General features: G+C 59.5%; 23 protein-coding genes and 1 riboswitch. Of the genes, 2 read left to right on the top strand and 21 right to left on the bottom strand.

The window, feature by feature from the left end:
- Positions 1 to 34 precede the first annotated feature (34 nt).
- Both alaS and ltaE read right to left on the bottom strand, forming a co-directional pair.
- Complete coding sequence (alaS, locus tag ACZRJ6_RS12520) at positions 35 to 2,653, bottom strand: alanine--tRNA ligase (RefSeq protein WP_463968356.1); 2,619 nt, start codon at positions 2,651 to 2,653, stop codon at positions 35 to 37.
- A 146-nt stretch (positions 2,654 to 2,799) separates the two neighbouring features.
- Positions 2,800 to 3,804: a low-specificity L-threonine aldolase gene (gene ltaE, locus ACZRJ6_RS12515; protein WP_463968355.1), complete on the bottom strand. Its 1,005-nt coding sequence runs from the start codon at positions 3,802 to 3,804 to the stop codon at positions 2,800 to 2,802.
- A 239-nt stretch (positions 3,805 to 4,043) separates the two neighbouring features.
- A riboswitch (FMN riboswitch) is annotated at positions 4,044 to 4,213 on the top strand.
- A 116-nt stretch (positions 4,214 to 4,329) separates the two neighbouring features.
- On the opposite strand from ltaE, the gene ACZRJ6_RS12510 reads away from it, so the two are divergent.
- The gene (locus ACZRJ6_RS12510; RefSeq protein WP_463968354.1) at positions 4,330 to 4,839 is read left to right on the top strand and encodes a 6,7-dimethyl-8-ribityllumazine synthase; all 510 of its coding nucleotides are present in this window, start codon (positions 4,330 to 4,332) and stop codon (positions 4,837 to 4,839) included.
- 83 nt (positions 4,840 to 4,922) lie between these two features.
- Here ACZRJ6_RS12510 and astE read toward each other — a convergent pair whose 3' ends face one another.
- From astE to rpoE, 17 genes are all read right to left on the bottom strand, one after another.
- Positions 4,923 to 5,927: a succinylglutamate desuccinylase gene (astE, locus tag ACZRJ6_RS12505; RefSeq protein WP_463968353.1), complete on the bottom strand. Its 1,005-nt coding sequence runs from the start codon at positions 5,925 to 5,927 to the stop codon at positions 4,923 to 4,925.
- 12 nt (positions 5,928 to 5,939) lie between these two features.
- A complete protein-coding gene (locus ACZRJ6_RS12500; protein WP_463968428.1) occupies positions 5,940 to 6,224 on the bottom strand; it encodes a topoisomerase II in 285 nt (94 codons plus the stop codon).
- A gap of 43 nt (positions 6,225 to 6,267) precedes the next feature.
- A complete protein-coding gene (astB, locus tag ACZRJ6_RS12495; protein WP_463968352.1) occupies positions 6,268 to 7,614 on the bottom strand; it encodes an N-succinylarginine dihydrolase in 1,347 nt (448 codons plus the stop codon).
- A gap of 45 nt (positions 7,615 to 7,659) precedes the next feature.
- Positions 7,660 to 9,129: a succinylglutamate-semialdehyde dehydrogenase gene (gene astD, locus ACZRJ6_RS12490; protein ID WP_463968427.1), complete on the bottom strand. Its 1,470-nt coding sequence runs from the start codon at positions 9,127 to 9,129 to the stop codon at positions 7,660 to 7,662.
- Positions 9,126 to 10,151, bottom strand: a complete 1,026-nt coding sequence (gene astA, locus ACZRJ6_RS12485; protein WP_463968351.1) for an arginine N-succinyltransferase — start codon at positions 10,149 to 10,151, stop codon at positions 9,126 to 9,128. Before astA ends, astD begins: the two co-directional genes overlap by 4 nt.
- Positions 10,152 to 10,211: 60 nt before the next feature.
- The gene (aruF, locus tag ACZRJ6_RS12480; RefSeq protein ID WP_463968350.1) at positions 10,212 to 11,231 is read right to left on the bottom strand and encodes an arginine/ornithine succinyltransferase subunit alpha; all 1,020 of its coding nucleotides are present in this window, start codon (positions 11,229 to 11,231) and stop codon (positions 10,212 to 10,214) included.
- Between the two features lie 159 nt (positions 11,232 to 11,390).
- Entirely contained in the window at positions 11,391 to 12,611 is a 1,221-nt protein-coding gene (locus ACZRJ6_RS12475; protein WP_463968349.1) for an aspartate aminotransferase family protein, read from the bottom strand.
- A 342-nt stretch (positions 12,612 to 12,953) separates the two neighbouring features.
- Entirely contained in the window at positions 12,954 to 13,934 is a 981-nt protein-coding gene (locus ACZRJ6_RS12470) for a GlxA family transcriptional regulator (protein WP_463968348.1), read from the bottom strand.
- A 117-nt stretch (positions 13,935 to 14,051) separates the two neighbouring features.
- On the bottom strand, positions 14,052 to 14,816 hold the full coding sequence (locus tag ACZRJ6_RS12465; RefSeq protein WP_463968347.1) for an ABC transporter ATP-binding protein: 765 nt from the start codon (positions 14,814 to 14,816) through the stop codon (positions 14,052 to 14,054).
- A gap of 27 nt (positions 14,817 to 14,843) precedes the next feature.
- Positions 14,844 to 15,956, bottom strand: coding sequence for a succinylglutamate desuccinylase/aspartoacylase family protein (locus ACZRJ6_RS12460; RefSeq protein ID WP_463968346.1), 1,113 nt, complete (start codon positions 15,954 to 15,956; stop codon positions 14,844 to 14,846).
- Between the two features lies 1 nt (position 15,957).
- Positions 15,958 to 16,656 (bottom strand): ABC transporter permease, encoded by a 699-nt coding sequence (locus ACZRJ6_RS12455; protein ID WP_463968345.1) that lies wholly within the window; start codon positions 16,654 to 16,656, stop codon positions 15,958 to 15,960.
- On the bottom strand, positions 16,653 to 17,342 hold the full coding sequence (locus ACZRJ6_RS12450) for an ABC transporter permease (RefSeq protein ID WP_463968344.1): 690 nt from the start codon (positions 17,340 to 17,342) through the stop codon (positions 16,653 to 16,655). The genes ACZRJ6_RS12455 and ACZRJ6_RS12450 overlap by 4 nt, the downstream gene beginning before the upstream one ends.
- A gap of 91 nt (positions 17,343 to 17,433) precedes the next feature.
- On the bottom strand, positions 17,434 to 18,231 hold the full coding sequence (locus tag ACZRJ6_RS12445) for an ABC transporter substrate-binding protein (protein WP_463968343.1): 798 nt from the start codon (positions 18,229 to 18,231) through the stop codon (positions 17,434 to 17,436).
- Between the two features lie 627 nt (positions 18,232 to 18,858).
- On the bottom strand, positions 18,859 to 20,295 hold the full coding sequence (locus ACZRJ6_RS12440) for a DegQ family serine endoprotease (RefSeq protein WP_463968342.1): 1,437 nt from the start codon (positions 20,293 to 20,295) through the stop codon (positions 18,859 to 18,861).
- Positions 20,296 to 20,539: 244 nt separating this feature from the next.
- Positions 20,540 to 21,499, bottom strand: coding sequence for a MucB/RseB C-terminal domain-containing protein (locus ACZRJ6_RS12435; RefSeq protein ID WP_463968341.1), 960 nt, complete (start codon positions 21,497 to 21,499; stop codon positions 20,540 to 20,542).
- A gap of 16 nt (positions 21,500 to 21,515) precedes the next feature.
- Entirely contained in the window at positions 21,516 to 22,103 is a 588-nt protein-coding gene (locus ACZRJ6_RS12430; protein ID WP_149413566.1) for a sigma-E factor negative regulatory protein, read from the bottom strand.
- A gap of 31 nt (positions 22,104 to 22,134) precedes the next feature.
- Positions 22,135 to 22,716, bottom strand: coding sequence for an RNA polymerase sigma factor RpoE (gene rpoE, locus ACZRJ6_RS12425; RefSeq protein WP_133099265.1), 582 nt, complete (start codon positions 22,714 to 22,716; stop codon positions 22,135 to 22,137).
- A 470-nt stretch (positions 22,717 to 23,186) separates the two neighbouring features.
- Here rpoE and nadB point away from each other — a divergent pair, with 470 nt between their 5' ends.
- Entirely contained in the window at positions 23,187 to 24,803 is a 1,617-nt protein-coding gene (nadB, locus tag ACZRJ6_RS12420) for an L-aspartate oxidase (RefSeq protein ID WP_463968340.1), read from the top strand.
- Here nadB and ACZRJ6_RS12415 read toward each other — a convergent pair.
- Together ACZRJ6_RS12415 and ACZRJ6_RS12410 are read right to left on the bottom strand one after the other, a co-directional pair.
- Positions 24,772 to 25,224 (bottom strand): protein YgfX, encoded by a 453-nt coding sequence (locus tag ACZRJ6_RS12415; protein ID WP_463968339.1) that lies wholly within the window; start codon positions 25,222 to 25,224, stop codon positions 24,772 to 24,774. The two genes, nadB and ACZRJ6_RS12415, sit on opposite strands and share 32 nt — an antisense overlap.
- A complete protein-coding gene (locus ACZRJ6_RS12410) occupies positions 25,208 to 25,462 on the bottom strand; it encodes an FAD assembly factor SdhE (protein ID WP_003212000.1) in 255 nt (84 codons plus the stop codon). The genes ACZRJ6_RS12415 and ACZRJ6_RS12410 overlap by 17 nt, the downstream gene beginning before the upstream one ends.
- Between the last annotated feature and the right edge of the window lie 105 nt (positions 25,463 to 25,567).

Raw genomic sequence — 25,567 nt, 5'->3', positions numbered from 1 at the left:
GGCAGGTGACTAGACCACACACCCAGGCAGCGTCTTAGATACCCGCCTCGACAAACGGTACGGTCAGGGCAAGGGCCGCGTCCAAAGCACCAGCGTCGATACCGCCGCCTTGCGCCATGTCCGGACGACCACCGCCCTTCCCGCCCACTGCCGCAGCGGCTTGTTTCATCAAATCACCGGCCTTGAGTTGGCCAGTCAGGTCTTTGGTTACACCGGCAACCAGAACGACCTTTTCCTCATGGACACTGCCGAGCAGGATCACTGCGCGACCGAGCTTGTTCTTCAACTGATCCACCAGCGCCAACAGAGCCTTGCCGTCCTGACCGTCCAGGCGCACGGCCAGGACTTTCACGCCTTTGACGTCCAGGGCAGAAGCCGACAGATCGTCGCCCGCCGCACTGGCGGCCTTGGCCTGCAACTGCTCCAGCTGTTTCTCCAGCAGACGGTTGCGCTCCAGCACTGCCGAGAGCTTGTCGATCAGGTTGTCGCGACTGCCCTTGACCAGGCTGGCCGCTTCCTTGAGTTGTTCTTCGCCAGCATTGAGGTAAGCCAGGGCCGCAGCACCGGTGACCGCCTCAATACGACGCACGCCGGACGCCACACCGCCTTCGCTGATGATCTTCAGCAGGCCAATGTCGCCGGTACGCTTGGCGTGGATACCGCCGCACAACTCCACCGAGAAGCTGCCGCCCATGCTCAGCACGCGCACGTTGTCGCCGTACTTCTCGCCGAACAGCGCCATGGCGCCTTTGGCCTTGGCGGTCTCAATGTCGGTTTCTTCGGTTTCAACAGGGGTGTTCTTGCGCACTTCGGCGTTGACGATATCTTCCAGCGTCCTGAGCTGCTCAGGCTTGATCGCTTCAAAGTGGCTGAAGTCAAAACGCAGGCGCTGGCTGTCGACCAACGAGCCTTTCTGCTGTACATGCTCGCCCAGCACTTGGCGCAAGGCCGCGTGCAGCAAGTGAGTGGCCGAGTGGTTCAGCGAGGTGGCGTGACGCACGTCAGCGTCGACCTGAGTCTCCACCGGCGCGCCGACGGTCAGGTTGCCCGAGGCCAACACACCGTGGTGCAGGAACGCGCCGCCGGTCTTGGTGGTGTCGCGCACGTCAAAACGACCGGACGACGCCTTGAGGAAACCGCAGTCGCCAATCTGGCCACCGGACTCGGCGTAGAACGGCGTCTGGTCCAGGACCACCACACCTTCGTCGCCTTCGTTCAGGATGTCGACCGACTGCCCTTCTTTATAGAGGGCAATCACTTTGGCCGAGCCGCCGGTGGCGGTGTAACCGGTGAATTCGGTGGCCACGTCAACCTTGACCAGGGTGTTGTAGTCCAGGCCAAAGGCACTGGCGGAGCGGGCGCGCACGCGCTGGGCTTCCATCTCACGCTCAAAACCGGCTTCATCGACGGTCAGCTCGCGCTCACGGGCAATGTCGGCGGTCAGGTCCATCGGGAAACCGTAGGTGTCGTACAGCTTGAACACCACGTCGCCCGGCACCACGGTGCCTTTGAGCTCAGCCAGGTCCTGTTCCAGGATCTTCAGGCCGTGCTCCAGGGTTTTGGAGAACTGCTCTTCTTCAGCCCTGAGCACGCGCTCGATGTTGGCTTGCTGCTGCTTGAGTTCCGGGAAGGCTTCGCCCATCTCGGCCACCAGCGCGGCAACGATCTTGTAGAAGAAGCTACCGCTGGCGCCCAGCTTGTTACCGTGACGGCAGGCGCGACGGATGATCCGGCGCAGCACATAGCCGCGACCTTCGTTCGACGGCAGCACACCGTCGGCGATCAGGAAGCCGCAAGAACGGATGTGGTCGGACACAACCTTGAGCGAAGACTGGCTGTCGTTGGCGCAACCAATGGCCGCGGCCGAAGCGCTCAGCAGGTTGGTAAACAGGTCGATTTCGTAGTTGGAGTGAACGTGCTGCATCACCGCACTGATCCGCTCCAGGCCCATGCCGGTGTCAACCGACGGAGCTGGCAGCGGATGCAACACGCCATCGGCGGTGCGGTTGAACTGCATGAATACGTTGTTCCAGATTTCGATGTAACGGTCGCCATCTTCTTCCGGCGAGCCGGGTGGGCCGCCCCAGATGTCGGCGCCGTGATCGTAGAAAATCTCGGTGCAAGGACCGCACGGACCGGTATCACCCATGGTCCAGAAGTTGTCGGAGGCGTAAGGCGCGCCCTTGTTGTCGCCGATGCGAATCATGCGCTCGGCCGGCACACCGATTTGCTGGGTCCAGATCTCGTAGGCTTCGTCATCGGTGGCGTAGACAGTGACCCAGAGTTTTTCCTTGGGTAGCTTCAGCACGCCGGTCAGGAAGGTCCAGGCAAAGGTAATGGCGTCACGCTTGAAATAGTCGCCGAAGCTGAAGTTGCCCAGCATCTCGAAAAAAGTGTGATGGCGAGCGGTGTAACCAACGTTCTCCAGGTCACTGTTCTTGCCGCCGGCGCGTACGCACTTCTGGCTGCTGGTGGCGCGGGTGTAGGCGCGCTTTTCCTGGCCCAGGAAGCAGTCCTTGAACTGGTTCATCCCCGCGTTAGTGAACAGCAGGGTGGGGTCATTGCCTGGGATCAAAGAGCTGGAGGCAACACGGGTGTGACCTTGCTCTTCGAAGAAGCGAAGGAAGGCTTCACGGATTTCTGCGCTTTTCATTAGGTTCTTCCACGGAGGCTGCGGCCAAAGGCCAGTGCTAAACGTCATCAGACGGAGCGACGGCAAAGGGCCGCATTATATCGGCCCTTTGCCCGTGGCACAGCGTGTTTATGTGATAGAAACAGTCAATTAGACAGTCTGCACTGTCATTTCCGGGAAAACTCGACAAATGTCGCGACCACCTGCTCGATCTGCGCCCGACTGACGTCCAGGTGCGTGACCATACGCAGGCGAGGAGCGGCGCTCAACTTGATCCCGCGCGTCGCGGCGAAGGCCTTCAACTCCTCGGCCAGGCTACCCACCTGCACGTAGACCATATTGGTCTGCACTGGCTCTACCTCGTACCCGGCCTGGCGCAACCCATCCGCCAGCCATTGGGCGTTGGCATGGTCTTCGGCCAGACGCTGGACTTGATGATCGAGGGCATATAACCCCGCCGCCGCCAACGAACCTGCCTGACGCATGCCGCCACCGACCATTTTTCGCAAACGGCGGGCCTTGGCGATCAGCGCAGTCGAACCACACAACACAGAGCCAATCGGCGCGCCGAGGCCCTTGGACAGGCACACCGACACTGAATCGAAATACTGGGCGATCTCTCGCGCATCGACACCCAGCTTGACCGCCGCGTTGTAGATCCGCGCGCCGTCCAGGTGCAAGGCCAGGCCATGCTCGCGAGTAAACGCCCGCGCGGCAGCCAGGTATTCCATCGGCAATACCTGGCCCTGCATCGTATTTTCCAACGCCAACAGCCGGGTACGCGCGAAGTGGAAGTCATCTGGCTTGATCGCCGCCAACACCTGATCCAGGTCCAGCGAGCCATCGGCCTGGACTTCCAGCGGCTGGGGCTGGATAGAACCCAACACCGCCGCACCGCCGCCTTCGTATTTGTAGGTGTGGGCCTGCTGGCCGACGATATATTCCTCGCCCCGCTCACAATGGGCCATCAACGCCAGCAGGTTGCTCATGGTGCCGGTGGGTACGAACAACGCGGCGGCAAACCCCAGGCGCTTGGCCAGTTCGGCTTCCAGGCGATTGACGGTAGGATCTTCACCGTAGACATCATCACCGCTGACGGCGCTAGCCATCGCGTCGAGCATGCCTGGGGTCGGTTGGGTCACGGTGTCGCTGCGCAGGTCAATCATGGTCATGAAACAAGCCTCGGCGAAGGGACAAAAGTCCCGGCTAACGGGTTGGAATTTGTTTTTTGATTACAGGTTACTGCGGGCATGGAGAGTGAATATCAAGCTAACAGGTCATGAAAAGTGCCAGACAGCCCCAGCTTCCCATTCAATACCAAGCAAAAAAGCCAATAGTGAATATCGAAAATGGAGCCATGCAGTTTCCAGAAATGTATGGTAAAAACTCACCGCCACCAGCGTTCTGGTGGCAACGTTCTCAGGGCGGGGTGTAACTCCCCACCGGCGGTAATTACGCGCAATGCGTATAGCCCGCGAGCGCTTGGCGCCTCGAACTGCCTAGGCAGGACGGCGACAAGGTCAGCAGACCCGGTGTGATCCCGGGGCCGACGGTCATAGTCCGGATGAAGAGAGAACGGGATTGGCGCCTAAGGGCCGTGCGCAGAACGTCCATGCCTTGCATGCTCATTCTGTCCGTACCCTTAAATCCCATTCGATTCATAACGCCCTGTTTTTTTCATAAACAGGAGTCAGAACATGCAACCCACTGCAATTGACAGCAAAAGCAAAAACCACCACGGCGAGCGTGTCGCGTTTATCCAGGCCTGCTGGCACAAGGATATTGTCGATCAGAGCCGTAAAGGTTTCCTCGCCGAAATGATCGCCCAGGGCTACCAGGAATCGGATATCGATTTCTACGAAGTCGGCGGCGCCTTTGAAATGCCCCTGCACGCCAAGCTCCTGGCCAAGTCCGGCCGTTATGCCGGCATTGTCGCGGCGGCCCTGGTGGTGGACGGCGGGATCTATCGTCACGAGTTCGTCGCACAATCGGTGGTCAGCGGCCTGATGCAGGTTCAGTTGGAAACCGAAGTGCCAGTGTTCTCGGTGTCCCTGACCCCGCACCACTTCCACTCGGGTGTTGAACACCACACCTTCTTCTTGGAGCACTTTGTGCACAAGGGCCAGGAAGCGGCGAAGACCTGCGCGGATACGCTGCACAAGATTCGTTCGTTGCGTCGCAATGAACCACGGGCTGTGGCGGTTTAAGGAACACTGTAAACCCCAGTGTCAGAGCTGGGGTTGTGTGGGAGCAAGCCAGCTCCCACATTTGACCGAGTCGACCTCGGGATTTATGCCAGGCCTTTATCCGTCGTCGGCACAATCAATATCCCTGCCCGCAAGCCATTCTTCACCTTCGGGTTGGGGAAGATGATGCGTGCGCCCTCCTCCTCGATCACCCAGCGCGTCTTGGCGATGTCCTCGGCCAGCAGGTAGCCCTTTTTCAGTTCCGAGAAGTTTTCTACATCCGCCGGCAGGTGCAGGATGAAGGCATCGCTGTGCTTGATGATTTCTCGGGCGACACTGAACAGTTGCAGGCCGTCCAGGCTCTCGGTGGTCGGTTCATTGCCTTCGATGATCTGCTTGAGGCGGACTTCCAGGCGGGACACATCCACGCCCTGGTTCTGTCCGAACGGCCGGGCCTTGCCCAGTTCCAGGGTGAAGGACTCGGCGCCCAACTGCTCGTAGGTAAAGGCTGTGAAGGTGATCGACGCCTTGTTCTGCAATAGCACCGCTTGCATGCCGGCGGCACGCAGCCGCGCCAGTTCGCGGCGCGAATGCTGGCGGCCGTCTTTCCACGGGTACAGGGCGAACTGTTCAATCTTCGACCCACGAATGGCGGTGTGCAGGTCGTAATGCAGCCGGCTGCGTCCGGGCTGGCTGAAGAAGTTTCTAGCCAGTTGCTCCAACTCGCCTGCCCGCAGGGCTTCGGGCCCGCTGCTGTGTTCGTGACGACCGTTGAACAGCCGGTTGACGTCTTGTTCGAGGTAACGCTCCCCCCGACGCATGGCTTCGGGGTTGCCGAACAGGAACAAAATTCGCGCCCGAGGCTTCAAGTCACCCCGGGCAATGTCGTTCAGCAACCGGTCGAGCAATTCGATCGGTGCGGTTTCGTTGCCGTGGATGCCGGATGACAGCAACACATCGCTGCCATTGTCCCGGCCTTCGGGCGGCCGCACTTCCAGCGCGCCCTCACTGAGCCAGCGCAATCGCACGCCGTCGACAGTCGTTTGAGTAATCGAAGCCGGTTCACGTCCGGCGAGGGTCAGTTCAAGCAGTTTGCCGAGGGCGAGCATAGAGCGGCGTCCTTAGTGGTTGCAGCCAGGACCATGGACGTGGTCTTCGTCGTCGCCGACGTCGGCTGGTTCCATTTCCAGTTGCAGGCTCATCAGGTTGGTGGCCAGTGGGCGCATCAGCAGGTTGGCGTATTCAACATCGCCTTCCTCCACGTCAACGCCGATCAGCAGTTGGCCACGGCCGTCGTGCTGAATCCAGACTTCCTTGCCCTGCCAGATTACGGCGACACGGGTGCAGGAAGTTTCCAGTTGAGTGCCGTCGGTGTCTTCAAGGATCAGCTTGAGGGTGTCGTTCAGGTTGTCGCTTTTGTCGCTCATGGCTTCGTTCTCATCTGGAGTCTTAATTGATCTGGAAAGGATAAACCGAGCCCAGTTTAAGGATTTGCGTCAGTTCGTCCAATGCCGTGCGGCACTCAAACAGCAATTGCGGATCAGCCAGGTCGGTTTCCCGCAAGGCATCGCGATAGTGCTTGTCGACCCACAGGGTCAGCGTGTCGTACAACGGCGCCGTCATGATAACCCCTGGGTTGACCGCCGCCAGTTCGGTTTCATTCAAGGCCACCCGCAAACGCAGGCACGCCGGGCCACCGCCGTTCTGCATACTCTGCTTGAGGTCGAAGACTTTCACTTCGCGGATCAGGCCTCCGGAGCTGGTCAGGCCTTGCAGATACTGCCAGACACGTTCGTTGCTGCGGCATTCTTCCGGCACGATCAGCAGCATCGAGCCGTCAGCACGAGTCAGCAACTGGCTGTTGAACAGGTAGGAACGCACCGCGTCTTCGACGCTGACCTGGGCGCGGGGCACGCAAATGGACTGGAAGTTGCCGCCACATTTGCCGAGCTTGCCATGCAACTCCGCAAGCATCTGTTCAGTATTGAGGAACGCATCCTCGTGATAGAACAGCACCTCGCCGTTACCCACCGCGATCACGTCATTATGGAACACCCCTGCATCAATCACCGCTGGGTTCTGCTGGGCGAAGACCACGCCGTCATCCCGCAGGCCGTGCAAGCGGGCGACCGCCTGGGAGGCTTCCAGGGTCTGGCGCGCCGGGTACTTTTGCGGCGCCAGGTAGCGGGTGTCGAAGGCACTGCGACCGAACACGAAAAACTCCACGCCGGCCTGGCCATAGTCACGACAGAAACGGGTGTGGTTAGCCGCGCCCTCGTCTCCGAACTGCGCCACGGCCGGCAACGCGGCGTGGTGGGCAAAGTGCTTCTGGTCAGCGAACATTGCCCCAAGCACTCGGCTGGTGGTCGGGTGTTCGATGCTGCGGTGGTATTTGCAGTTAAGGTTGGCAGCGGTGAAATGCACGCGGCCGTCGGCGGTGTCGGCACTTGGGCTGACGGTTGCGGCGTTGGCCACCCACATGCTCGATGCCGAGCAGCTTGCCACCAACAATGGCATGGCTTTCTTGGCCGCTTGCTGGATCACTTGCGCGTCGGTGCCGGCAAAACCGAGGTTGCGCAAGGCGGCCACATCAGGGCGTTCCTGAGGAGCCAGTACGCCTTGGACAAAACCCATCTCCATCAGCGCTTTCATTTTCGCCAGGCCTTGCAGCGCCGCTTCCTTGGGGTTGGAAGACTGCTGGCTATTGCTCTGGGACGCGACGTTGCCGTAGGACAAACCGCCGTAGTTATGGGTCGGCCCCACTAGACCGTCAAAATTGACTTCATAGGATTTCATCGGCGAGGCTCCACGAATATCTGTTTTTATAGGTATCAATATCGATTACGACAACCGCACACCGGGCGTCAGCGTGGCCGGTAACACCAGGCTCGGGGTCTCAAGCGAGGCCACCGGGTACGCGCAATAATCCGCAGCGTAATACGCACTGGCGCGATGGTTGCCCGACGCCCCTACCCCACCAAACGGCGCGCTGCTCGCAGCGCCGGTCAGTTGCTTGTTCCAGTTGACGATCCCGGCACGGCTTTCCAGCCAGAACTGCTGGTAGCGCGCTTCGGAATCCGACAGCAAACCTGCCGCCAACCCATATTGGGTATTGTTGGCCTCGACAATCGCCGCTTCGAAATCAGCGTAGCGGATCACCTGCAACAGCGGACCGAACAGTTCTTCGTCAGCACGCTCGGCCACTTGCGTGACATCAATAATGCCCGGCGTCAGCAATGCGGCCTGACCCTCTGGCTGAGTCATTTCCAGCAGTGCCACTGCGCCATTAGCCAGCAACAGTTCCTGAGCCTCCATCAAGGCCTTGGCCGCGCCCAGGGAAATCACCGAACCCATGAAAGGCGCAGGCTGCTGGTCGAACGCGCCGACTTCGATGGTCGCGCTTACCGACACCAGGCGCGCCAGCAACGCATCGCCCCAGGCACCTTGCGGCACCAACAGGCGACGGGCACAGGTGCAACGCTGGCCGGCAGAGATAAACGCCGACTGGATGATGGTATAGACCGCCGCATCCACGTCAGCCACTTCATCCACCACCAGCGGGTTGTTGCCGCCCATCTCCAGGGCGAGGATCTTGTCCGGGCGCCCGGAGAATTGCTGGTGCAGGTGATTGCCGGTACGGCTGGAACCGGTGAAGAACAAACCGTCGATGCCCGGATTCGCCGCCAGGGCGATCCCGGTTTCCCGCGCGCCTTGCAGCAGGTTCAAGACGCCAGCCGGCAGGCCAGCCTCAATCCAGCACTGCACCGTCAGTTCGGCGACTTTCGGCGTCAGTTCGCTGGGTTTGAACAGCACGGTATTGCCCGCCAGCAAGGCTGGCACGATATGACCGTTAGGCAGGTGACCGGGGAAGTTGTAAGGGCCAAACACCGCCACCACGCCGTGGGGCTTGTGGCGCAACACAGCAGTGGCATCGCCCAATGGGCCGCTCTTCTCGCCGGTACGCTCACGGTAACTCTGCACCGAGATCGCGATTTTGTTGACCATACTGGTGACTTCTGTCGCCGACTCCCACAGCGGCTTGCCGGTTTCCTCACCGATGCAGCGGGCGAGCTCGTCGGCACGATTTTTCAGGCTTGCGGCGAAGGCTTCGAGCACACCGAGGCGCTCGTCCAGGGATCGCTTGGCCCATGCCGGGAACGCCTGGCGCGCGGCCTGCACGGCGGACTCGACCTGCTCGGCGGTGGCGCCATTGCCAGCCCATAGCACTTGCTGGGTCACCGGGTTCAGCGACTCAACGCGCTCACCCTGACCGGCCAGCCAAACACCAGCGATGTATAGCGAATTCATTATTTCGGCTCCCGGGCAGCAGACAACGGTACGGCACGTACTTGATCACCGGCTGTCAGTTGCAGACGCTTGGCGGTCTTTGGATCGACCACCAGGGTGCCCGCCGCCAGCCGTGCCGGTGCAGCGGTGATGCGGCACTCTTCACGTTTGCGGTTATGGATCAGGAACGGCGTGGCGTCGTCACCCGGCGTACCGATGGCCAGCACCAGTGCCTCGCTGTCGCGCACCGCACGGATCTTGCTGGTTTCACATTCCACAGCAGGACCTGCATCGAAGATGTCGACGTAGCCCTGATAGCTGAAACCTTCGCTCTTGAGCATGCTCAGCGCAGGCTCGGTGTCGGTGTGAACCTTGCCGATCACGTTGCGCGCGTCCTCAGAGAGGAAGCAGGTATATACCGGGAACTTGGGCATCAACTCAGCGATAAACGCCTTGTTGCCCACGCCCGTCAGGTAATCGGCCTGGCTGAATTCCATCTTGAAGAAGTGCCGGCCCAGGCTTTCCCAGAACGGCGAACGCCCAGCTTCGTCGGACATGCCGCGCATCTCTGCGATGATCTTGTTGCCAAACAGTTGCGGGAATTCGGCGATAAACAGCATCCGCGCCTTGGCCAACATGCGACCGTTAAGGCCAGTGCGGTAATCGGCCTGGAGGAACAGCGAGCACAACTCAGAGTTGCCGGTCAGGTCGTTGGCCAGGAACAGCGTCGGAATCTCGCGGTAGATGCTCAATTCCTGGGAAGCGCTGACGGTCAGGCCTACACGGAAGTTGTACCAAGGCTCACGCAGGCCAACGGCGCCAGCGATGGCGGAAATCCCCACCACCTGGCCTTCGTCGTTTTCGAGAACGAACAGGTAGTCGGCATCACCGCGCCCGGCTTCGCCGCGAAAGGTCTTTTCAGCCCAGCCAACCCGGTGGGCCAGGCGCTCTTCGTTGGCCGGCAAAGTGGTGAGGCCGGTGCCGGTGCTGCGCGCCAGATCAATCAGGGCCGGTAAATCGCTGCTGCGTACGGGACGAACGATCATGCTATCTCCTCAAACGGGCCGCTGATTCCAGCCACCCGCGAAACTCGCTGCTGTAAGACTTTAAACCGCAACCAGGCGCACGCTGGCACCTTCGCCGACGCCCAGGGCCTCGGCCGTTTCCAGGTCCAGGGTCACTGGTTTTCCTGGCGCGTAGTCCAGTTCCAGCAACACTGCGCGGTAATCCTGCAATTGCGCATTGCTGACCAGGTACTGACGGCCAACACCCTTGACCATCTCAGCGATTTTCACCGGCACCACGCGGCTCTGGGCAATCGAGCGAATGCTCGAGACGCGCGCATGCAGGGTCGGCCCGCCGTCGAAGATGTCGATGTAGTGATCGGTTTCAAAACCTTCGCGCATCAAGATGTCGAAGGTGACCTGCGCCCGTGGGTGCACCTGGCCCATGGCTTCCTGGGCTTCGTCCGGCAGCAGCGGTACGTAGATCGGATAGTGCGGCATCAGTTCGGCGAGGAAGGTGCGGCTTTTCAGCCCGCACAGGCGCTCGGCGGTGGCGTAGTTGAGGCCGAAGAAATTGCGACCTATGGCATCCCAGAACGGCGATTCACCGTTCTCATCGCTATAGCCGACAATTTCGGTCACCACCGAATCGGCGAACCGCTCGGGATGGCTGGCGACGAACAACAGGCGACCACGGGAATTGAGTTCCGACCAGGCCGAACCCACCAATTCCGGCACCACGTAGAAACTGGTCAGCAGGCTGTTGCCAGTCAGGTCGTGGCACTGCGATAGCACGTGGATCTTGTTGTGAATCTTCAGCTCGCGGGAGGCGTGAACGAAGGTTTCATTGCGAAAACTGTAGAACGGTTCCGAGTAGCCGGCCGAGGCGACGATGGCGGAGCAGCCCACCAGCTTGCCGGCGACGGTGTCTTCGAGGACGAAGAAGTAGCTTTCCTCGCCGTTGAAACTGACTTCGGCAGCGAAGGACGCTTCGCTTGCGGCGATCTTGTCGCTCAGGCGTTCGACATCATCCGGCAAGGAGGTGACACCAATCGGGCTGTCCGCAGCCAGACGCTGTACCTCGCCCAGATCAGCCATTTGCGCGGGGCGCATCACCAGCATGGTGTCACTCCTTAATTCCAGAAAATACAAAATAGGGGGCTCAAAACCTCTGCAGGAGCGAGCTTGCTCGCGATGGTCTCAAAAACACCACAGGGCATCAGGTACCCCGCGTTATCGTTAACGACCATCGTGAGCAAGCTCGCTCCTACAGGGGATGAATCAGGCTTGCGTCAGGTTCTTCACAGCACGTTCGAAACGGTCCAGGCCTTCCTGGATATCGGCATCTTCCACCACCAGGCTCGGGGCGAAACGCACCACGTCGGGACCGGCTTGCAGAATCATCAGGCCTTCACGCTCGGCGGCATTGAAGATGTCCTTGGCACGGCCTTTCCAGGCATCGCTCAGCACACAACCGAGCAACAGGCCCAGGCCGCGCACTTGGGTGAAGATGCCGTATTGCTGGCCGATCTGCTCCAGGCGGGAAACGAACAAGTCGTGCTTGGCGTTAACACCGGCCAGCACTTCAGGAGTATTGATCACATCGATCACTGCTTCCGCCACTGCGCACGCCAGCGGGTTACCGCCGTAAGTGGTGCCGTGGGTGCCAACCACCAGGTGCTTGGCCAAGTCTTCGCGAGTCAGCATGGCAGCGATCGGGAAACCGCCGCCCAGGCTCTTGGCGCTGGTAAGAATGTCCGGGGTCACGCCGTAATGCTGGTAGGCGAACAGCTCACCGCTGCGGCCCATGCCAGTCTGCACTTCGTCGAACACCAGCAACGCGTTGTTGGCGTCGCACAGGTCGCGGGCGCCTTGCAGGTAAGCCAGTTCAGCCGGCAATACGCCGCCTTCGCCCTGGATCGGCTCCAGCACCACGGCGCAGGTCTTGTCCGAAACGGCGGCTTTCAGGGCCTCCAGATCGTTGAACGGAACGTGGGTGATACCGATGATTTTCGGACCGAAGCCGTCGGAATACTTCGACTGGCCGCCGACGTTGACGGTGAACAGGGTACGACCGTGAAAGCTGTTCAGGGCCGCGATGATTTCGTATTTTTCGGTACCGAAACGGTCGAACGCCACGCGACGGGCCAGCTTGAAGGCGGCCTCGTTGGCTTCGGCGCCGGAGTTGCAGAAGAACACACGCTCGGCAAAGGTGGCGTCGATCAGCTTGCGGGCCAGGCGCAGGGCCGGCTCATTAGTGAAGACGTTGGACACGTGCCACAGCTTGTTGGCCTGTTCGGTCAATGCACCGACCAGCGCCGGGTGGGCATGGCCCAATACGTTGACCGCGATGCCGCCGGCAAAGTCGATCAGCTCTCGGCCCGCCTGGTCCCACACACGGGAACCTGCGCCACGCACGGGGATAAAAGCGGCAGGTGCGTAGTTGGGAACCATGACCTGGTCGAAATCGGCACGTTGCACCGGGGCTTGCTCAACGGACATCGGAGTCTCCTGAAGAGGAACGCCTGCCTGAAACTGGCGGGCGATGCAGGGATTGTAAGGACAGTTTTCAGCGCGGCCTTGCCGCCAAGCGACAACTTCTTATAGCGCCAACCCGCGATTTACACGGGTTTACGCCAATGCGACAAATAGCGTCGCAATGGCGCAGTTTAAACCGTGTGTGGGTCTAGTGGGCAGCAACAACGATATTGAGCCCCTGCCCCGCGAGTTGCTGGAAATAGCCACTCAATGACGACTCCAACGTGAGCGGCAATCCACTGTCAGCACAAAGCCTTGAGCTGTTGCGCGCCTACTACCGGCAAACAGGAACCAATGGAGGAGTGATCAAGCGCGTTCGGACGGTACCGACGACAACTCGAACGGGCTGCTACTGCGCCGATGGTTGCGGTCTTCGCGAGGGGTGGCGCCAAAGAAGTTGCGGTAGGCGCTGGAGAAGTGCGGCCCCGAGGAGAAGCCGCAGGACAAGCCAATCTGGATGATCGACTTGCTGGTTTGCATCAACATTTGCCGGGCCTTGTTCAGGCGCAGTTCCAGGTAGTACTGGCTGGGGACGCGGTTGAGATATTGCTTGAAGATCCGCTCCAGCTGTCGTCGCGACACGCATACGTGCTGGGCGATTTCGTCGGTGGTCAGCGGCTCTTCGATGTTGGCTTCCATCAACAACACTGCCTGGGTCAGCTTTGGATGGCTGGAACCCAGGCGGTTTTGCAGGGGAATACGTTGGCGCTCGCCGCCTTCGCGGATGCGCTCCACCACCAATTCTTCCGAGACGGCACCGGCCAGTTCGGCCCCGTGGTCACGGGCCAATACAGCCAACAACAGATCGAGTACCGACATGCCACCACAGGCGGTCAGGCGATCACGGTCCCAGTCAAACAGATGGCTGGTGGCGATAACCTTGGGGAAACGTTCGGCAAAATCGTCCTGCCAGCGCCAATGCACGGCGGCGCGATAACCATCAAGAAGACCAAGCTGGGCCAACGGATAGACGCCCGCTGACAAGCCACCAATCACACACCCGGCGCGAACCAGTTGCTTGAGGGCGCTACTCAGCTGTGAAGCGATAACAGTCGGCGGTTCATCGGCCAGCAGGAACAGCTTTTGAAAGCCTTCCAGCTTGCCGGCCCAAGGTTCACCCGGCAATTGCCAGGCGCCGTCGACCGGCGGCTCGGCCTGCAGGAACGACAGCTCGTAAACCACGTCCGGATGCACCCGCTGAGCAACGCGCAAGGCCTCCTCAGCCAGCGCAAGCGTCAGTGCTTTAGTGCTGGGCCAAATCAGGAAACCAATGCGATGGGCGGTCATGGAGTGCTATCCGAAACGAAAAACAGTGTTAAAGGCCGAAAGCGGCAACCACCAACATAGTGCATGTGGCGCAAAGCGCGAAGCATGCCCTAAATGGGTGCACAACGGCAGTCTTGATTACTTCAAGCTACCGGAAAGAAACTGTTGCAGACGCTCCGATTGCGGATTGACCAGCACTTCGCGCGGGTCGCCACGTTCTTCGACGATGCCTTTGTGCAAGAACACCAACTGGTTGGAGACTTCGCGGGCAAAGCCCATTTCGTGGGTCACCACCACCATGGTCCGACCTTCCTGGGCCAGGTCCTTCATCACCTTGAGCACTTCGCCTACCAATTCAGGGTCGAGGGCCGAGGTTGGTTCGTCGAACAGCATCACTTCGGGCTCCATCGCCAGGGCGCGGGCAATCGCCACGCGTTGCTGCTCGCCGCCGGACATATGGCCGGGGAAAGCATCCTTGCGATGGCTCACGCCAACCTTGGCCAGGTAATGCTCAGCCTTTTCCCGAGCGTCTTTTTTCGACATGCCAAGAACGTGGACCGGCGCTTCCATGACGTTTTCCATCGCCGTCATGTGGGACCACAGATTGAAGTGCTGGAACACCATCGACAGTCGCGAACGCATGCGTTGCAGCTGTTTGGGGTCTGCGGCCTTCATCGCGCCGTCCTTATTGGCCACCAGCTTGAGCTCTTCGTTGTTGAGCAGAATCCGGCCAGCGTGGGGTTGCTCCAGCAGGTTGATGCAGCGCAAAAAGGTACTTTTACCCGAGCCACTAGAGCCGATGATGCTGATCACATCACCTGCCGAGGCGGCCAGGGACACACCTTTGAGCACTTCATGACTGCCATAGCGTTTATGCAGGTCTTGGACTTCAAGTTTGTACATGCGGTCGGTTCTCACAAAAACAGTGGGTCAGTCGTTCAGCAAGGGCCCATGACGCAGCGCTTCGCGCCCCGCCACCTTGGCCAGCCAAAAACCTGCTTGGGCATAACGTAGCCGTTCAACGGCAAACAGCACTCCGGACGTGCCAGCGCAAACAATGCTGACCTGATCGGACAAGGGATCAATCACTTCAAACAGCGGCTCACCCGCCTCCACCCAAGTACCCGGCGCAAGCAGGAAGCTGATAACGCCAGCGTGGGGCGCGAAGAGCATTTCGGTGCCTTCAAACGGCACGCCTTCACACGGTTCGTGCTGCGGCGCTGGCCAGTCGCCTTTGATCAAGCCTTGCTCAGCGAGAAACGCGAGGATGCCTTCAGCATGGAAGATCGCCTCGTCTCGACCGGTGTCGGACTGGCCGCCCAGCTCCAGGGTCGTGGACATGCACGCCAGGGGAATCTGCGCCTCGGGGAACTGCCGAGATAAACGCAACCACGGCACCGAGCAGGCTTCGTCAAAGGAGTTGCCACCGGAGTCTTCCGCCAGCAATCCGACCTTCACATTCAAATGCGCCGACAACGAACGCCACTGCGGCCAATGCTGCGGCAGCGCGTACATGTGCAACGCGGCTTCGCAATCGCAATGCAGGTCGAGGACCACATCGGCGGTGCAGGCATGACTGAGCAGCAGCCGCTGCATGCCCTGTAACTGGCTGGCAGCCGGCGGCAAAGCGTTGAGCACATCGGTCATGGCCTGGCGGATCAGCCGAACATTCGCGTGTGGGTCATCACCCAGACGACCCTCCAGCAACCGCCCGACCGGCTCACTCAACTCGACGAAATCACGGTTGAAATTCTTGCCGGTGCCCGCCTCGAAACGCCCCTGATGACCGCCCTGCAGCAACTGGCCCAACCCCATCGGGTTAGCCACTGGAACCAACTCAATCACCCCGTTAAGAGCGCCTTGCTGTTCCAGTTCGGTCAGGCGCTTTTTCAGCTCCCAGGCGGCACGCATGCCAGGTAATTCATCGGCGTGCAGGCTGGCCTGGATGTAGGCCTTGCGCTCGCCGCTGCCGAAACGGAACACCGTCAGTTGGCGCTCACAACCTAGGTGACCCCAGGGCAACAGATGATCGATACGCTCCATATCAATGCTTCCGTGGAGCCAGGTAGCTGAGCCAGCGGCGCTCGGCCAACTTGAACAGGCGCACCAGGATGAAGGTCAGGCACAGATAGAACACACCGGCGGTAATGTAGGCTTCAAACGGCAAGTAATACTGGGCGTTCACCGTGCGCGCAGCACCGGTGATATCGATCAACGTGACGATGGAGGCCAGGCTGGTGGTCTGCAGCATCATGATCACTTCGTTGCTGTACTGCGGCAGCGCCCGGCGCAAGGCCGACGGCAACAGGATGCGGCGATACAGCTTGTAGCGCGACATGCCCATGGCCTTGGCCGCTTCGATCTCGCCATTGGGCGTGGACTTGAGGCTGCCGGCGATGATCTCGGCGGTGTAGGCGCTGGTGTTGATGGCAAAGGCCAGGCAGGCGCAGAAGGTCGCACTGGACAGCAACGGCCAGAGGAAACTTTCGCGCACCGCTTCAAACTGGGCCAGACCGTAGTAGATCAAGAACAGCTGCACCAACATCGGCGTGCCGCGGATCACGTAGGTGTAGAGCCAGGCGGCGCCGTTGATGATCGGCTGCCTGGACACACGCATCAGGCCCAGGGGCAAGGCAGCGAGCAAACCGAAGAACAGCGAGATGGCCAGCAATTTCAGGGTGGTCAGCAAACCGCCGAGGTACAGCGGCATAGCCTCCCAGATGACGTTGTAGTCGAAGATCATAGATCAGCCGCCCTTATGCCTACCGAGTAGCGCTTCTCAAGATAACGCAGGGCCAGCAACGAGACGCTGGTGATCACCAGGTACATCGCCGCCACTGCGAGGAAGAAGGTAAAAGGTTCGCGGGTGGCATCGGCCGCCTGCTTGGCCTTGAACATCATGTCTTGCAGGCCCACCACGGAAATCAGCGCGGTGGCCTTGGTCAGTACCAGCCAGTTGTTGGTGAACCCGGGGATCGCCAGACGAATCATCTGCGGCACCATCACCCGGAAAAACACCTGAAAACTGCTCATGCCGTAGGCGAGACCGGCTTCGGCCTGGCCCTTGGGGATTGCCATAAAGGCGCCACGGAAAGTCTCCGAGAGGTAGGCGCCAAAGATGAAACCCAGGGTGCCAATACCGGCGACCAAGGGGTTCAAGTCAATATAGTCGTCGTAGCCCAGCAGCGGCGCGACGCGGTTCAACAGGTCCTGACCGCCGTAGAAAATCAGCAGGATCAGCACCAGGTCGGGAATCCCACGGATCACCGTCGAATACAAATCGCCCAGCCAGGCCAACCAACGCACCGGCGACAGGCGTAACGCGACCCCGATCAGACCCAGAACAATGGCCAAGGCCATGGACGACAAGGCGAGCTGAAGCGTCAACCATGCGCCATCGAGGATGACAGCCCCGTAGCCTTTCAACATGATTCAGGTCCTCGAAAAGGGGGATGAAAAAATGGCGCAAACTTCAGAGACCCTGTTGCTTGCGCCATTTAAGACAGACCGCTGCGATAAGTTAGTTGGCGGCTTTGGTGTCAGCGCCGTAAATATCGAAGTTGAAGTACTTGTCCTGGATAAGCTTGTATTTGCCGTTGGCACGGATCGCATCAATGGCAGCATTGATCCGGTCCAGATTGGCCTTGTCGCCCTTGCGTACTGCGATGCCAATACCGTCGCCGAAGTATTTGGCGTCGGTGAAGGCTGGGCCGACAAACGCATAGCCTTTACCGGCTGGCGTATCGAGGAAACCTTCCTGCAACAGAGTGGCGTCTGCCACGGTACCGTCAAGGCGACCAGCTTCCACGTCCAGGTAGATTTCGTTCTGCGAGCTGTAAGGAACCACGGTGGCGCCTTTAGGTGCCAAGACTTCCTTGGCGAAACGGTCGTGGATCGAACCGCGCTGCACGCCGATTTTCTTGCCTTTCAACTCATCCAGGCTGTCGCTGACAACGGTACCTTCCTTCAACGCCAGACGCGCTGGGGTCAGGTAGTAGCGGTTAGTGAAGTCCACAGACTTCTTGCGGTCGTCAGTGATGGACATGGACGACAGGATCGCGTCGATCTTGCGCACTTTAAGCGCAGGGATCAGGCCGTCGAACTCTTGCTCGACCCACGTGCACTTGACCTTCATCTCTTCGCACAGGGCGTTGCCGATGTCGTAGTCAAAACCAACGATGCTGCCGTCCGGTGCCTTCGAGGCAAACGGAGGGTAAGCCGCTTCGATACCAATCTTCAGGGGTTTTTCATCGGCGGCGAAGGCCTGCATCGACAGGACGGACAGCGCCAGGGCGCCCAACAGCACGAGTTTCTTCATCTTGGGACTCCATCGGTATAGGGCAAAAACAGCAGTATGAGCCATGGCTCACGATGCGACTGAGTGAAACCGAATAGCGGCGCTTCGTCCTACGCAAATTCAACAGCAGCGACGGCGAGCGAGTGATCGGCATTCTAACGACAGGGCGGAAGCCGATATTTCCTCAATGCGACAACAATTTACAGAAGCACCGAGAAAGCGGCTCAAGCGCATTGACAGCCCCTTGATTTTGTGCAGAGGCTAAAGATATTAAACCTGTTAACACTGCAAGTTACGGGCCCATTATTCGCAAACCCTTCTAGTCCGGCAAGTCTGACGTTTAATCTTATTTTCGGGTGTATCTAAAATGGGCGTTTAAGGGGTGCCGGAGTAGCACTTTGCCTCATGCTTGGGCAGCAGGTTACACATTTAGATGGCTGGGTAACATTCAGAAACTTCCCACCATAAAAACCGATATTTATTTACCTCGCGGCTAGAGTGGTCTGTCAGACAGTCATTGCAGGACCGGCTTTAGCGGTGTTGCTGATGACCAGCCCCGCACCCTAGCCCTCTCCTCCACCCAATAAAAAGCCCCGCTCTCTTGCATCGAGAGCAGGGCTTTTTACTGGGTGGGTTTACTGGGCGGGCTTACTCAGCCAGCTTGAAGGTAATGAAGCTGGCACGACCCTGACGCAGGACGCGCATCGACACCGAGCGATTTTTCGGCAATGCCTTGGCGATGTCGGTGAACTCCTTGGCGGAGTTGATCGCCTGATTGTTCAGGTGAGTAATGACATCCCCCGGCTGCAGGCCGATCAACGCCGCAGGGCCATCCTGAACTTCCTTGATGACCACACCACTTTTCAAGTCGAAGCTTTTTTTCTGCTCATCGGTCAGCTCGACCACGGCAATGCCCAGGCGATTGCTACTACGTTCGGCGCCAGACTTGCTGCCCAGGGCATCAAGCGCCTGGCCTTCCTCCGGGATGGCACCTACGGTCAGCTCGACGTTCTGGCGCTTGCCTTCGCGAATCACTTCCAGCTTGGCCTTGCTACCGGCCTTGAGCGCACCTACCAGGTGCGGCAAGTCAGCAGACATTACGATCGGCTGGCCGTTCATGCTCAAAATCACGTCACCCACTTGCAGGCCACCTTTGGCAGCCGGCCCATCATCCTGGATCTGCGCGACCAAGGCACCGGCCGGCTTGTCCAGGCCGAAGGACTCAGCCAGGTCCTTGTTCACTTCCTGAATCACCACGCCCAACCAGCCGCGACTGACCTTGCCACCGTCTTTCAACTGGTTGGAAACATCCATGGCCACGTCGATTGGAATCGCGAACGACACGCCCATGAAACCACCGGAACGGGTGTAGATCTGCGAGTTGATACCTACCACTTCGCCCGCCAGGTTGAACAACGGACCGCCGGAGTTGCCCGGGTTGATCGGCACGTCGGTCTGGATGAACGGCACGTAGTTTTCGTTCGGCAGGCTGCGACCGATGGCGCTGATGATGCCCTGGGTCACGGTGTGGTCGAAGCCAAACGGCGAACCGATGGCGACCACCCATTGCCCTGCTTTCAAGTCTTGGGATTTACCCAGTTTCAGGACCGGCAGGTCCTTGCCTTCAATCTTCAGCAAAGCCACGTCGGAACGTGGATCAGTGCCGACAAGCTTGGCCTTGAGTTCACTGCGATCAGCCAGGCGCACGAGAATTTCGTCGGCATCAGCGATCACGTGATTGTTAGTGAGAATATAGCCATCGGGCGAAATGATGAAGCCAGAACCCAGGGATTGGGCTTCGCGCTGACCGCCACCACCGCCACGGGGTGACCGTGGCTGGGGCATGCCACGCTCGAAAAACTCCCGCAGCATCGGCGGCAGACCTTCAAGGTCTGGCATCTGCTGATTGGATACTTTGCGATCCGGTAGCTTCTGGGTGGTACTGATGTTCACAACGGCAGGCGACGCCTGCTCCACCAGTTGGGTGAAGTCAGGCAGCTCGGCCGCTTGCGCGGTAACGGCCTGACCCAGCACCAGCACCGTGGCGACTATGGATAGGTAAGACTTCAAACGTGGTATCGACATACAGCTCCCGTTACGACGAGCAGGGTTGAGCGACAGGGTTCAAGAAACGCCGGAGACTGCCACCGGCATTTTTGTTCCGCGAACAAAACAAGGCCAGAGCCGAGAAACTCTGACCTATAAAAAACATAGTAGGATTTTGCAAGTGAAAATACTGTCCAGACATTTCATGTTCTCAACCGCAAGGCAGGCATCGACTGGCTCCTGCACAACAGTGAAACGTCAGGATGAACATAGTATTAACAGCTCATTGCTTGGAGGGTGTCGCGCCACTACGAACCGACAACGCAATCCTTTCAGCGGTGCCAATCGGAATTTCGCCAACAACCGTCGCCATCATCGGGCCTTCGGGCGTATCCAAGCGTCGCGACACCGCCACCGTCGGCCCTAACTGAACGCGGGTCTCACTCACTGTTGCGTCATCAAGCGGCTCAAGAAACACCGAAAAGCGTGCGAGCCCGTCCTCGTACATCAGGCTGTTGACCACAACGTGGGTCTGCGCGTCTTTGCGGACGCTGCTGCGACTTAGCTGGAAGCCCGGCGGCAGCCAATCCAGATGCCAAGCCTGAGCGTCCCCGACTTGCTGCACCTTATTACTCGCGAGCACTACGGGCTTGCAGTCATTACTGGGCTGCAATTGGCGCTCACCGGGTACATCTGAGGTGTTCAACTGAGTGAATTGGAATCGCTCCAACAACTGGCCCTTGTCATTAAGCAGCAATGACTTCAATGGCAGCGCGGTTTCACGATCCAGATGCAACTCGAAGCCATAACGGTATGGGTCACGGGGCGTCAGCGTCACAATCACCGCATTACGGCCAGCCACACGCGACTTGCCAATAACGGCAAGGTCGTAGAAAGCTTCGAGTTTTTGGGGGTCAAAAGCACGGGAAGGAGAGCCCGAAGAGTCACCGAGACCGGCAACCAGAGTGCCGCTGACGCACTGGGTACGCCCATCGACACGAACAACTTCCTGGGCGGAGCCGTCAAGCTGCAACAGCCGCTCGCGAACCTGACCATTCTGAACACGATGCCAGATGTCATGGGTAGAAAAACTACCGTTACGCTCGTAGATGAAGGTGCCCTGGAAGCTTTGCTGCTGCTCGGCACGCCCAAGACGAATCAGCCAATCTTGGGCTTCCTCGGCATGGGCGGGTACTGCAGACCAGCCACTGAGCAAAAGCGCAAGGAGCGGTATGGCGCGCATAAGGCTCCTTAACGGTTTAGCGGTTTTCCAGGCTTGCAGCGCGAGCGTATGGCAGTGCACTTTCAGTGCCTTTCAAGGCCGACTCCTGTGCGTGTTGGCGCAGGTAGCCTGGAAGGCGCTGATCCTGCCAGCCGGACTGCCCCTGAAGCACGCCGTTGGCCATTGGGCCAGTAGCGTCGGAGCTTTCCTTGTAGCCGGCCAGTACGGCTGGACCCTTGACCTGCGGACCGGCCATGATCGGTTGCTGGGTTTGCTGGGCCAACTCGGCACCAGCGATCTCGTCCTGATTGTACAGGCGCACACCGGCCAATACGGCCACAGTCACCGAAGCAGCAACTGCCAGACGACCCAGGCTACGCCAAGGACCGCGAACAGCTTTTGCCGGAACGGCTTCATCAGCCAGCGCAGCAGAAACGGCCGCAGCAATATCCAGACGAGGGATTAGTAGATCCTTGTGCATCACCGCCCGAGCGACTTGGTAACGAGACCAGGTATCACGGGTTTCGGCGTCATCAAATGCGTTAAGCACTCGACGAAGCTCCAGTTCATCCGCTTCGTTATCCATCACTGCGGACAGCGATTCCTGCAGGGCATCACGACTCATGGCGGTTCCTCTCTTGGCTGTCGCCGCTGTCTCAGTTTTCCTGCAACAACGGCTGCAGGGCTTTATCGATGGCTTCCCGAGCCCGGAAGATCCGGGAGCGTACGGTCCCCACCGGACACTGCATGACGCTCGCAATGTCTTCGTAACTCAGACCATCGAATTCACGTAAAGTTAACGCCGTACGTAAATCTTCTGGCAGTTGCTGAATGGTGCGATGAACGGTTCCTTCGATCTCGTCGCGCAGCAATGCACGCTCCGGCGACTCGAGATCCTTGAGGCCGTGATCACCATCGTAAAATTCTGCATCTTCCGAACTCACATCACTATCTGGCGGGCGGCGACCGCGAGAAACCAGATGGTTCTTCGCCGTGTTAATGGCGATGCGGTAAAGCCACGTGTAAAACGCACTATCACCGCGAAAATTACCGAGTGCACGATATGCCTTGATAAAGGCTTCCTGCGCTACGTCCTGCGCTTCATGGGTGTCGTGCACAAACCGCACGATCAACCCGAGAATCTTATGCTGGTATTTCAGCACTAGCAGATCAAATGCTCGCTTGTCGCCGCGTTGAACGCGCTCGACCAGCTGCTGATCCTCTTCCTGGGTTAGCATGAACACTCCTCGTTGTACTTGGAGGAGACTTGCATAACTGAACGTTCAGGCTTGCAAACATAGACTCGGACTTTTCGCAAAAGTTCTCCCCCTCCAAGCAAGTTTCCGGCGCGCACTGATTTGGCACACACGAAAAACGCAGCGCGGGCAACGCCGGCTGCGCGAATAATCTTGTCGCCGGATTTCTGACGCGCCTCATGTTAGAGGCCGATCAATAATTCCAACGCTTTCCCAGCTTTCGGGCAACCTGCTATTGAGTCGGAGCTTATGCAAAAAGTTCCCACACCAATACCTGCAGGCTTGTGAAAGCCGTGCACTTCGTTGACCGCAATCTCACAATGCCACGAATGCCTGGCTATTGTGCCGATCCCCCCCTCTATATACTAGTGGGCCGTGTGACCCTTTGATTCGCCGATCCAGGCGTCCTGTTTGCGCCAACCCTTCGGATCGCTTTTTGCGGAATCCTTCAAATGAGCCAACAGTTTCAACACGATGTCCTGGTGATTGGCAGCGGCGCCGCAGGCTTGAGCCTTGCATTGACCCTGCCGCGCCATCTGCGCATAGCCGTACTGAGCAAGGGCGACCTGGCCAACGGCTCGACGTTCTGGGCCCAGGGAGGTGTCGCCGCGGTGCTGGATGACACCGATACGGTGCAATCCCATGTCGAAGACACTCTTAACGCCGGCGGCGGCCTGTGCAACGAAGACGCAGTGCGCTTCACCGTCGAGCACAGTCGCGAAGCCATCCAGTGGCTGATCGACCAGGGCGTGCCGTTCACCCGCGATGAACAATCCGGCACTGAAGACAGCGGCTTCGAGTTCCACCTGACCCGTGAAGGCGGCCACAGCCATCGGCGCATCATCCACGCTGCCGATGCCACCGGCGCCGCCATTTTCAAGACCTTGCTCGCCCAGGCCCGGCAACGACCGAATATCGAACTGCTGGAGCAACGGGTCGCCGTCGACCTGATCACCGAGAAACGCCTGGGCCTGCCCGGCGAACGCTGTCTCGGCGCCTACGTGCTCAACCGTGGCAGCGGCGAAGTCGATACCTACGGCGCTCGCTTCACCATCCTGGCCTCGGGCGGTGCGGCCAAGGTGTACCTCTATACCAGTAACCCCGACGGCGCCTGCGGTGATGGCATTGCCATGGCCTGGCGTTCGGGCTGCCGGGTAGCGAACCTGGAGTTCAACCAGTTCCACCCCACCTGCCTGTATCACCCACAAGCCAAGAGTTTCCTGATCACCGAAGCCCTGCGGGGCGAGGGCGCGCACCTGAAACTGCCCAACGGCGAACGTTTCATGCAGCGCTTCGACCCACGAGCCGAACTGGCGCCCCGGGATATCGTGGCCCGCGCCATCGACCACGAAATGAAGCGCCTGGGCATCGACTGCGTCTACCTGGACATCAGCCACAAGCCCGAAGACTTTATCAAGACCCACTTCCCGACGGTCTACGAGCGCTGCCTGCAATTCAACATCGACATCACCAAAGGCCCGATCCCGGTGGTCCCAGCCGCGCACTACACCTGTGGCGGCGTCATGGTCGACCAACAGGGCCGCACCGACGTACCCGGCCTGTACGCCATCGGCGAAACCAGCTTCACCGGCCTGCACGGCGCCAACCGCATGGCCAGCAACTCGCTGCTGGAATGTTTTGTCTACGCACGCTCCGCCGCCGCTGACATCCTCGAACAGTTGCCGCGCATCCCGGTGCCGGCCGCCCTGCCCCGCTGGGACGCCAGCCAGGTCACCGATTCCGACGAAGACGTGATCATCGCTCACAACTGGGACGAGTTGCGGCGCTTCATGTGGGACTACGTGGGTATCGTGCGTACCAACAAGCGCCTGCAGCGGGCGCAGCATCGGGTGCGATTGTTGCTGGATGAGATCGACGAGTTCTACAGTAACTATAAAGTCAGCCGCGACCTGATCGAGTTGCGCAACCTGGCCCAGGTGGCTGAACTGATGATCCGCTCGGCCATGGAACGCAAGGAAAGCCGAGGCCTGCATTACACCCTCGACTACCCGAACATGCTGCCCGTGGCCCTCGATACTATTCTGGTGCCAACCACCTACGGCGGCTGAACTTCAAGCGTACCCGCAGGCGCCGATGCACATCGCCAGCCTGCGAATCCTGCGGTACGCAGATCGAATGCACCCGCCAGTCGCCCGGCAAACGAAAGCGCAGTACTACAATAAGCGGTAATGCCAGGCTGTCGGGGCGCAGTTGCACGCTGTGCCAGCCGCGCACTTCGCTCCACAACTGCCAACCGTCGGCGTCACGACGCAAGCCACGGATCGACGAACGGTGAGTCAACAGGATATGGCGCGGCAGGACCCAGCCGGCATGGGCCAGGCACAAGACTGCACCGAGACCGGTAACCCACAAGGGAACAGCGAGAAACAACAGCGCACCCAGCGCGAACGCCTGGGCAAGGAGATAGGCCGCCAGCAATTGCCCGGAGGCCTGCCAGCGGCACTCAAAGGCATTATTTGGGCTGGACACGATCCAGAATCATCCGAACCATGCGCTGCAGCTCCGGATCTTCAGACTCGGCACGTTCCATGAACCAGCCAAACATGTCCTGGTCTTCGCATTCCAGCAGCTTTCGGTAGCAGTCGCGGTCGACATCGTTGAGGTGCGGGTAGACCTCCCTGACGAACGGCACCAGCAATACATCCAGCTCAAGCATGCCGCGACGGCTGTGCCAGTAGAGGCGGTTGAGTTCTACATCTTCGACCATGGAGCGCTCCTCAAATAGAGCGCGAGTATACAGACCGACGTCGCCTGGAACAGCCGGCTTTGGTCGAGCACATGGAAACTACCCATTTACCGGGCGCCCCTCTAT

This window comes from Pseudomonas sp. C321 (assembly GCF_055407105.1).
Note: the sequence above shows the minus strand (reverse complement) of the source record. Positions and strands in the feature narration are given on the sequence as shown.

Coding starts and splice junctions, on each gene's coding strand:
- alaS (WP_463968356.1), bottom strand. CDS start 2,653: ATGAAAAGCGCAGAAATCCGTGAAGCCTTCCTTCGCTTCTTCGAAGAG.
- ltaE (WP_463968355.1), bottom strand. CDS start 3,804: ATGACCATGATTGACCTGCGCAGCGACACCGTGACCCAACCGACCCCA.
- ACZRJ6_RS12510 (WP_463968354.1), top strand. CDS start 4,330: ATGCAACCCACTGCAATTGACAGCAAAAGCAAAAACCACCACGGCGAG.
- astE (WP_463968353.1), bottom strand. CDS start 5,927: ATGCTCGCCCTCGGCAAACTGCTTGAACTGACCCTCGCCGGACGTGAA.
- astB (WP_463968352.1), bottom strand. CDS start 7,614: ATGAAATCCTATGAAGTCAATTTTGACGGTCTAGTGGGGCCGACCCAT.
- astA (WP_463968351.1), bottom strand. CDS start 10,151: ATGATCGTTCGTCCCGTACGCAGCAGCGATTTACCGGCCCTGATTGAT.
- aruF (WP_463968350.1), bottom strand. CDS start 11,231: ATGCTGGTGATGCGCCCCGCGCAAATGGCTGATCTGGGCGAGGTACAG.
- ACZRJ6_RS12475 (WP_463968349.1), bottom strand. CDS start 12,611: ATGTCCGTTGAGCAAGCCCCGGTGCAACGTGCCGATTTCGACCAGGTC.
- ACZRJ6_RS12470 (WP_463968348.1), bottom strand. CDS start 13,934: ATGACCGCCCATCGCATTGGTTTCCTGATTTGGCCCAGCACTAAAGCA.
- ACZRJ6_RS12465 (WP_463968347.1), bottom strand. CDS start 14,816: ATGTACAAACTTGAAGTCCAAGACCTGCATAAACGCTATGGCAGTCAT.
- ACZRJ6_RS12460 (WP_463968346.1), bottom strand. CDS start 15,956: ATGGAGCGTATCGATCATCTGTTGCCCTGGGGTCACCTAGGTTGTGAG.
- ACZRJ6_RS12455 (WP_463968345.1), bottom strand. CDS start 16,656: ATGATCTTCGACTACAACGTCATCTGGGAGGCTATGCCGCTGTACCTC.
- ACZRJ6_RS12450 (WP_463968344.1), bottom strand. CDS start 17,342: ATGTTGAAAGGCTACGGGGCTGTCATCCTCGATGGCGCATGGTTGACG.
- ACZRJ6_RS12445 (WP_463968343.1), bottom strand. CDS start 18,231: ATGAAGAAACTCGTGCTGTTGGGCGCCCTGGCGCTGTCCGTCCTGTCG.
- ACZRJ6_RS12440 (WP_463968342.1), bottom strand. CDS start 20,295: ATGTCGATACCACGTTTGAAGTCTTACCTATCCATAGTCGCCACGGTG.
- ACZRJ6_RS12435 (WP_463968341.1), bottom strand. CDS start 21,499: ATGCGCGCCATACCGCTCCTTGCGCTTTTGCTCAGTGGCTGGTCTGCA.
- ACZRJ6_RS12430 (WP_149413566.1), bottom strand. CDS start 22,103: ATGAGTCGTGATGCCCTGCAGGAATCGCTGTCCGCAGTGATGGATAAC.
- rpoE (WP_133099265.1), bottom strand. CDS start 22,716: ATGCTAACCCAGGAAGAGGATCAGCAGCTGGTCGAGCGCGTTCAACGC.
- nadB (WP_463968340.1), top strand. CDS start 23,187: ATGAGCCAACAGTTTCAACACGATGTCCTGGTGATTGGCAGCGGCGCC.
- ACZRJ6_RS12410 (WP_003212000.1), bottom strand. CDS start 25,462: ATGGTCGAAGATGTAGAACTCAACCGCCTCTACTGGCACAGCCGTCGC.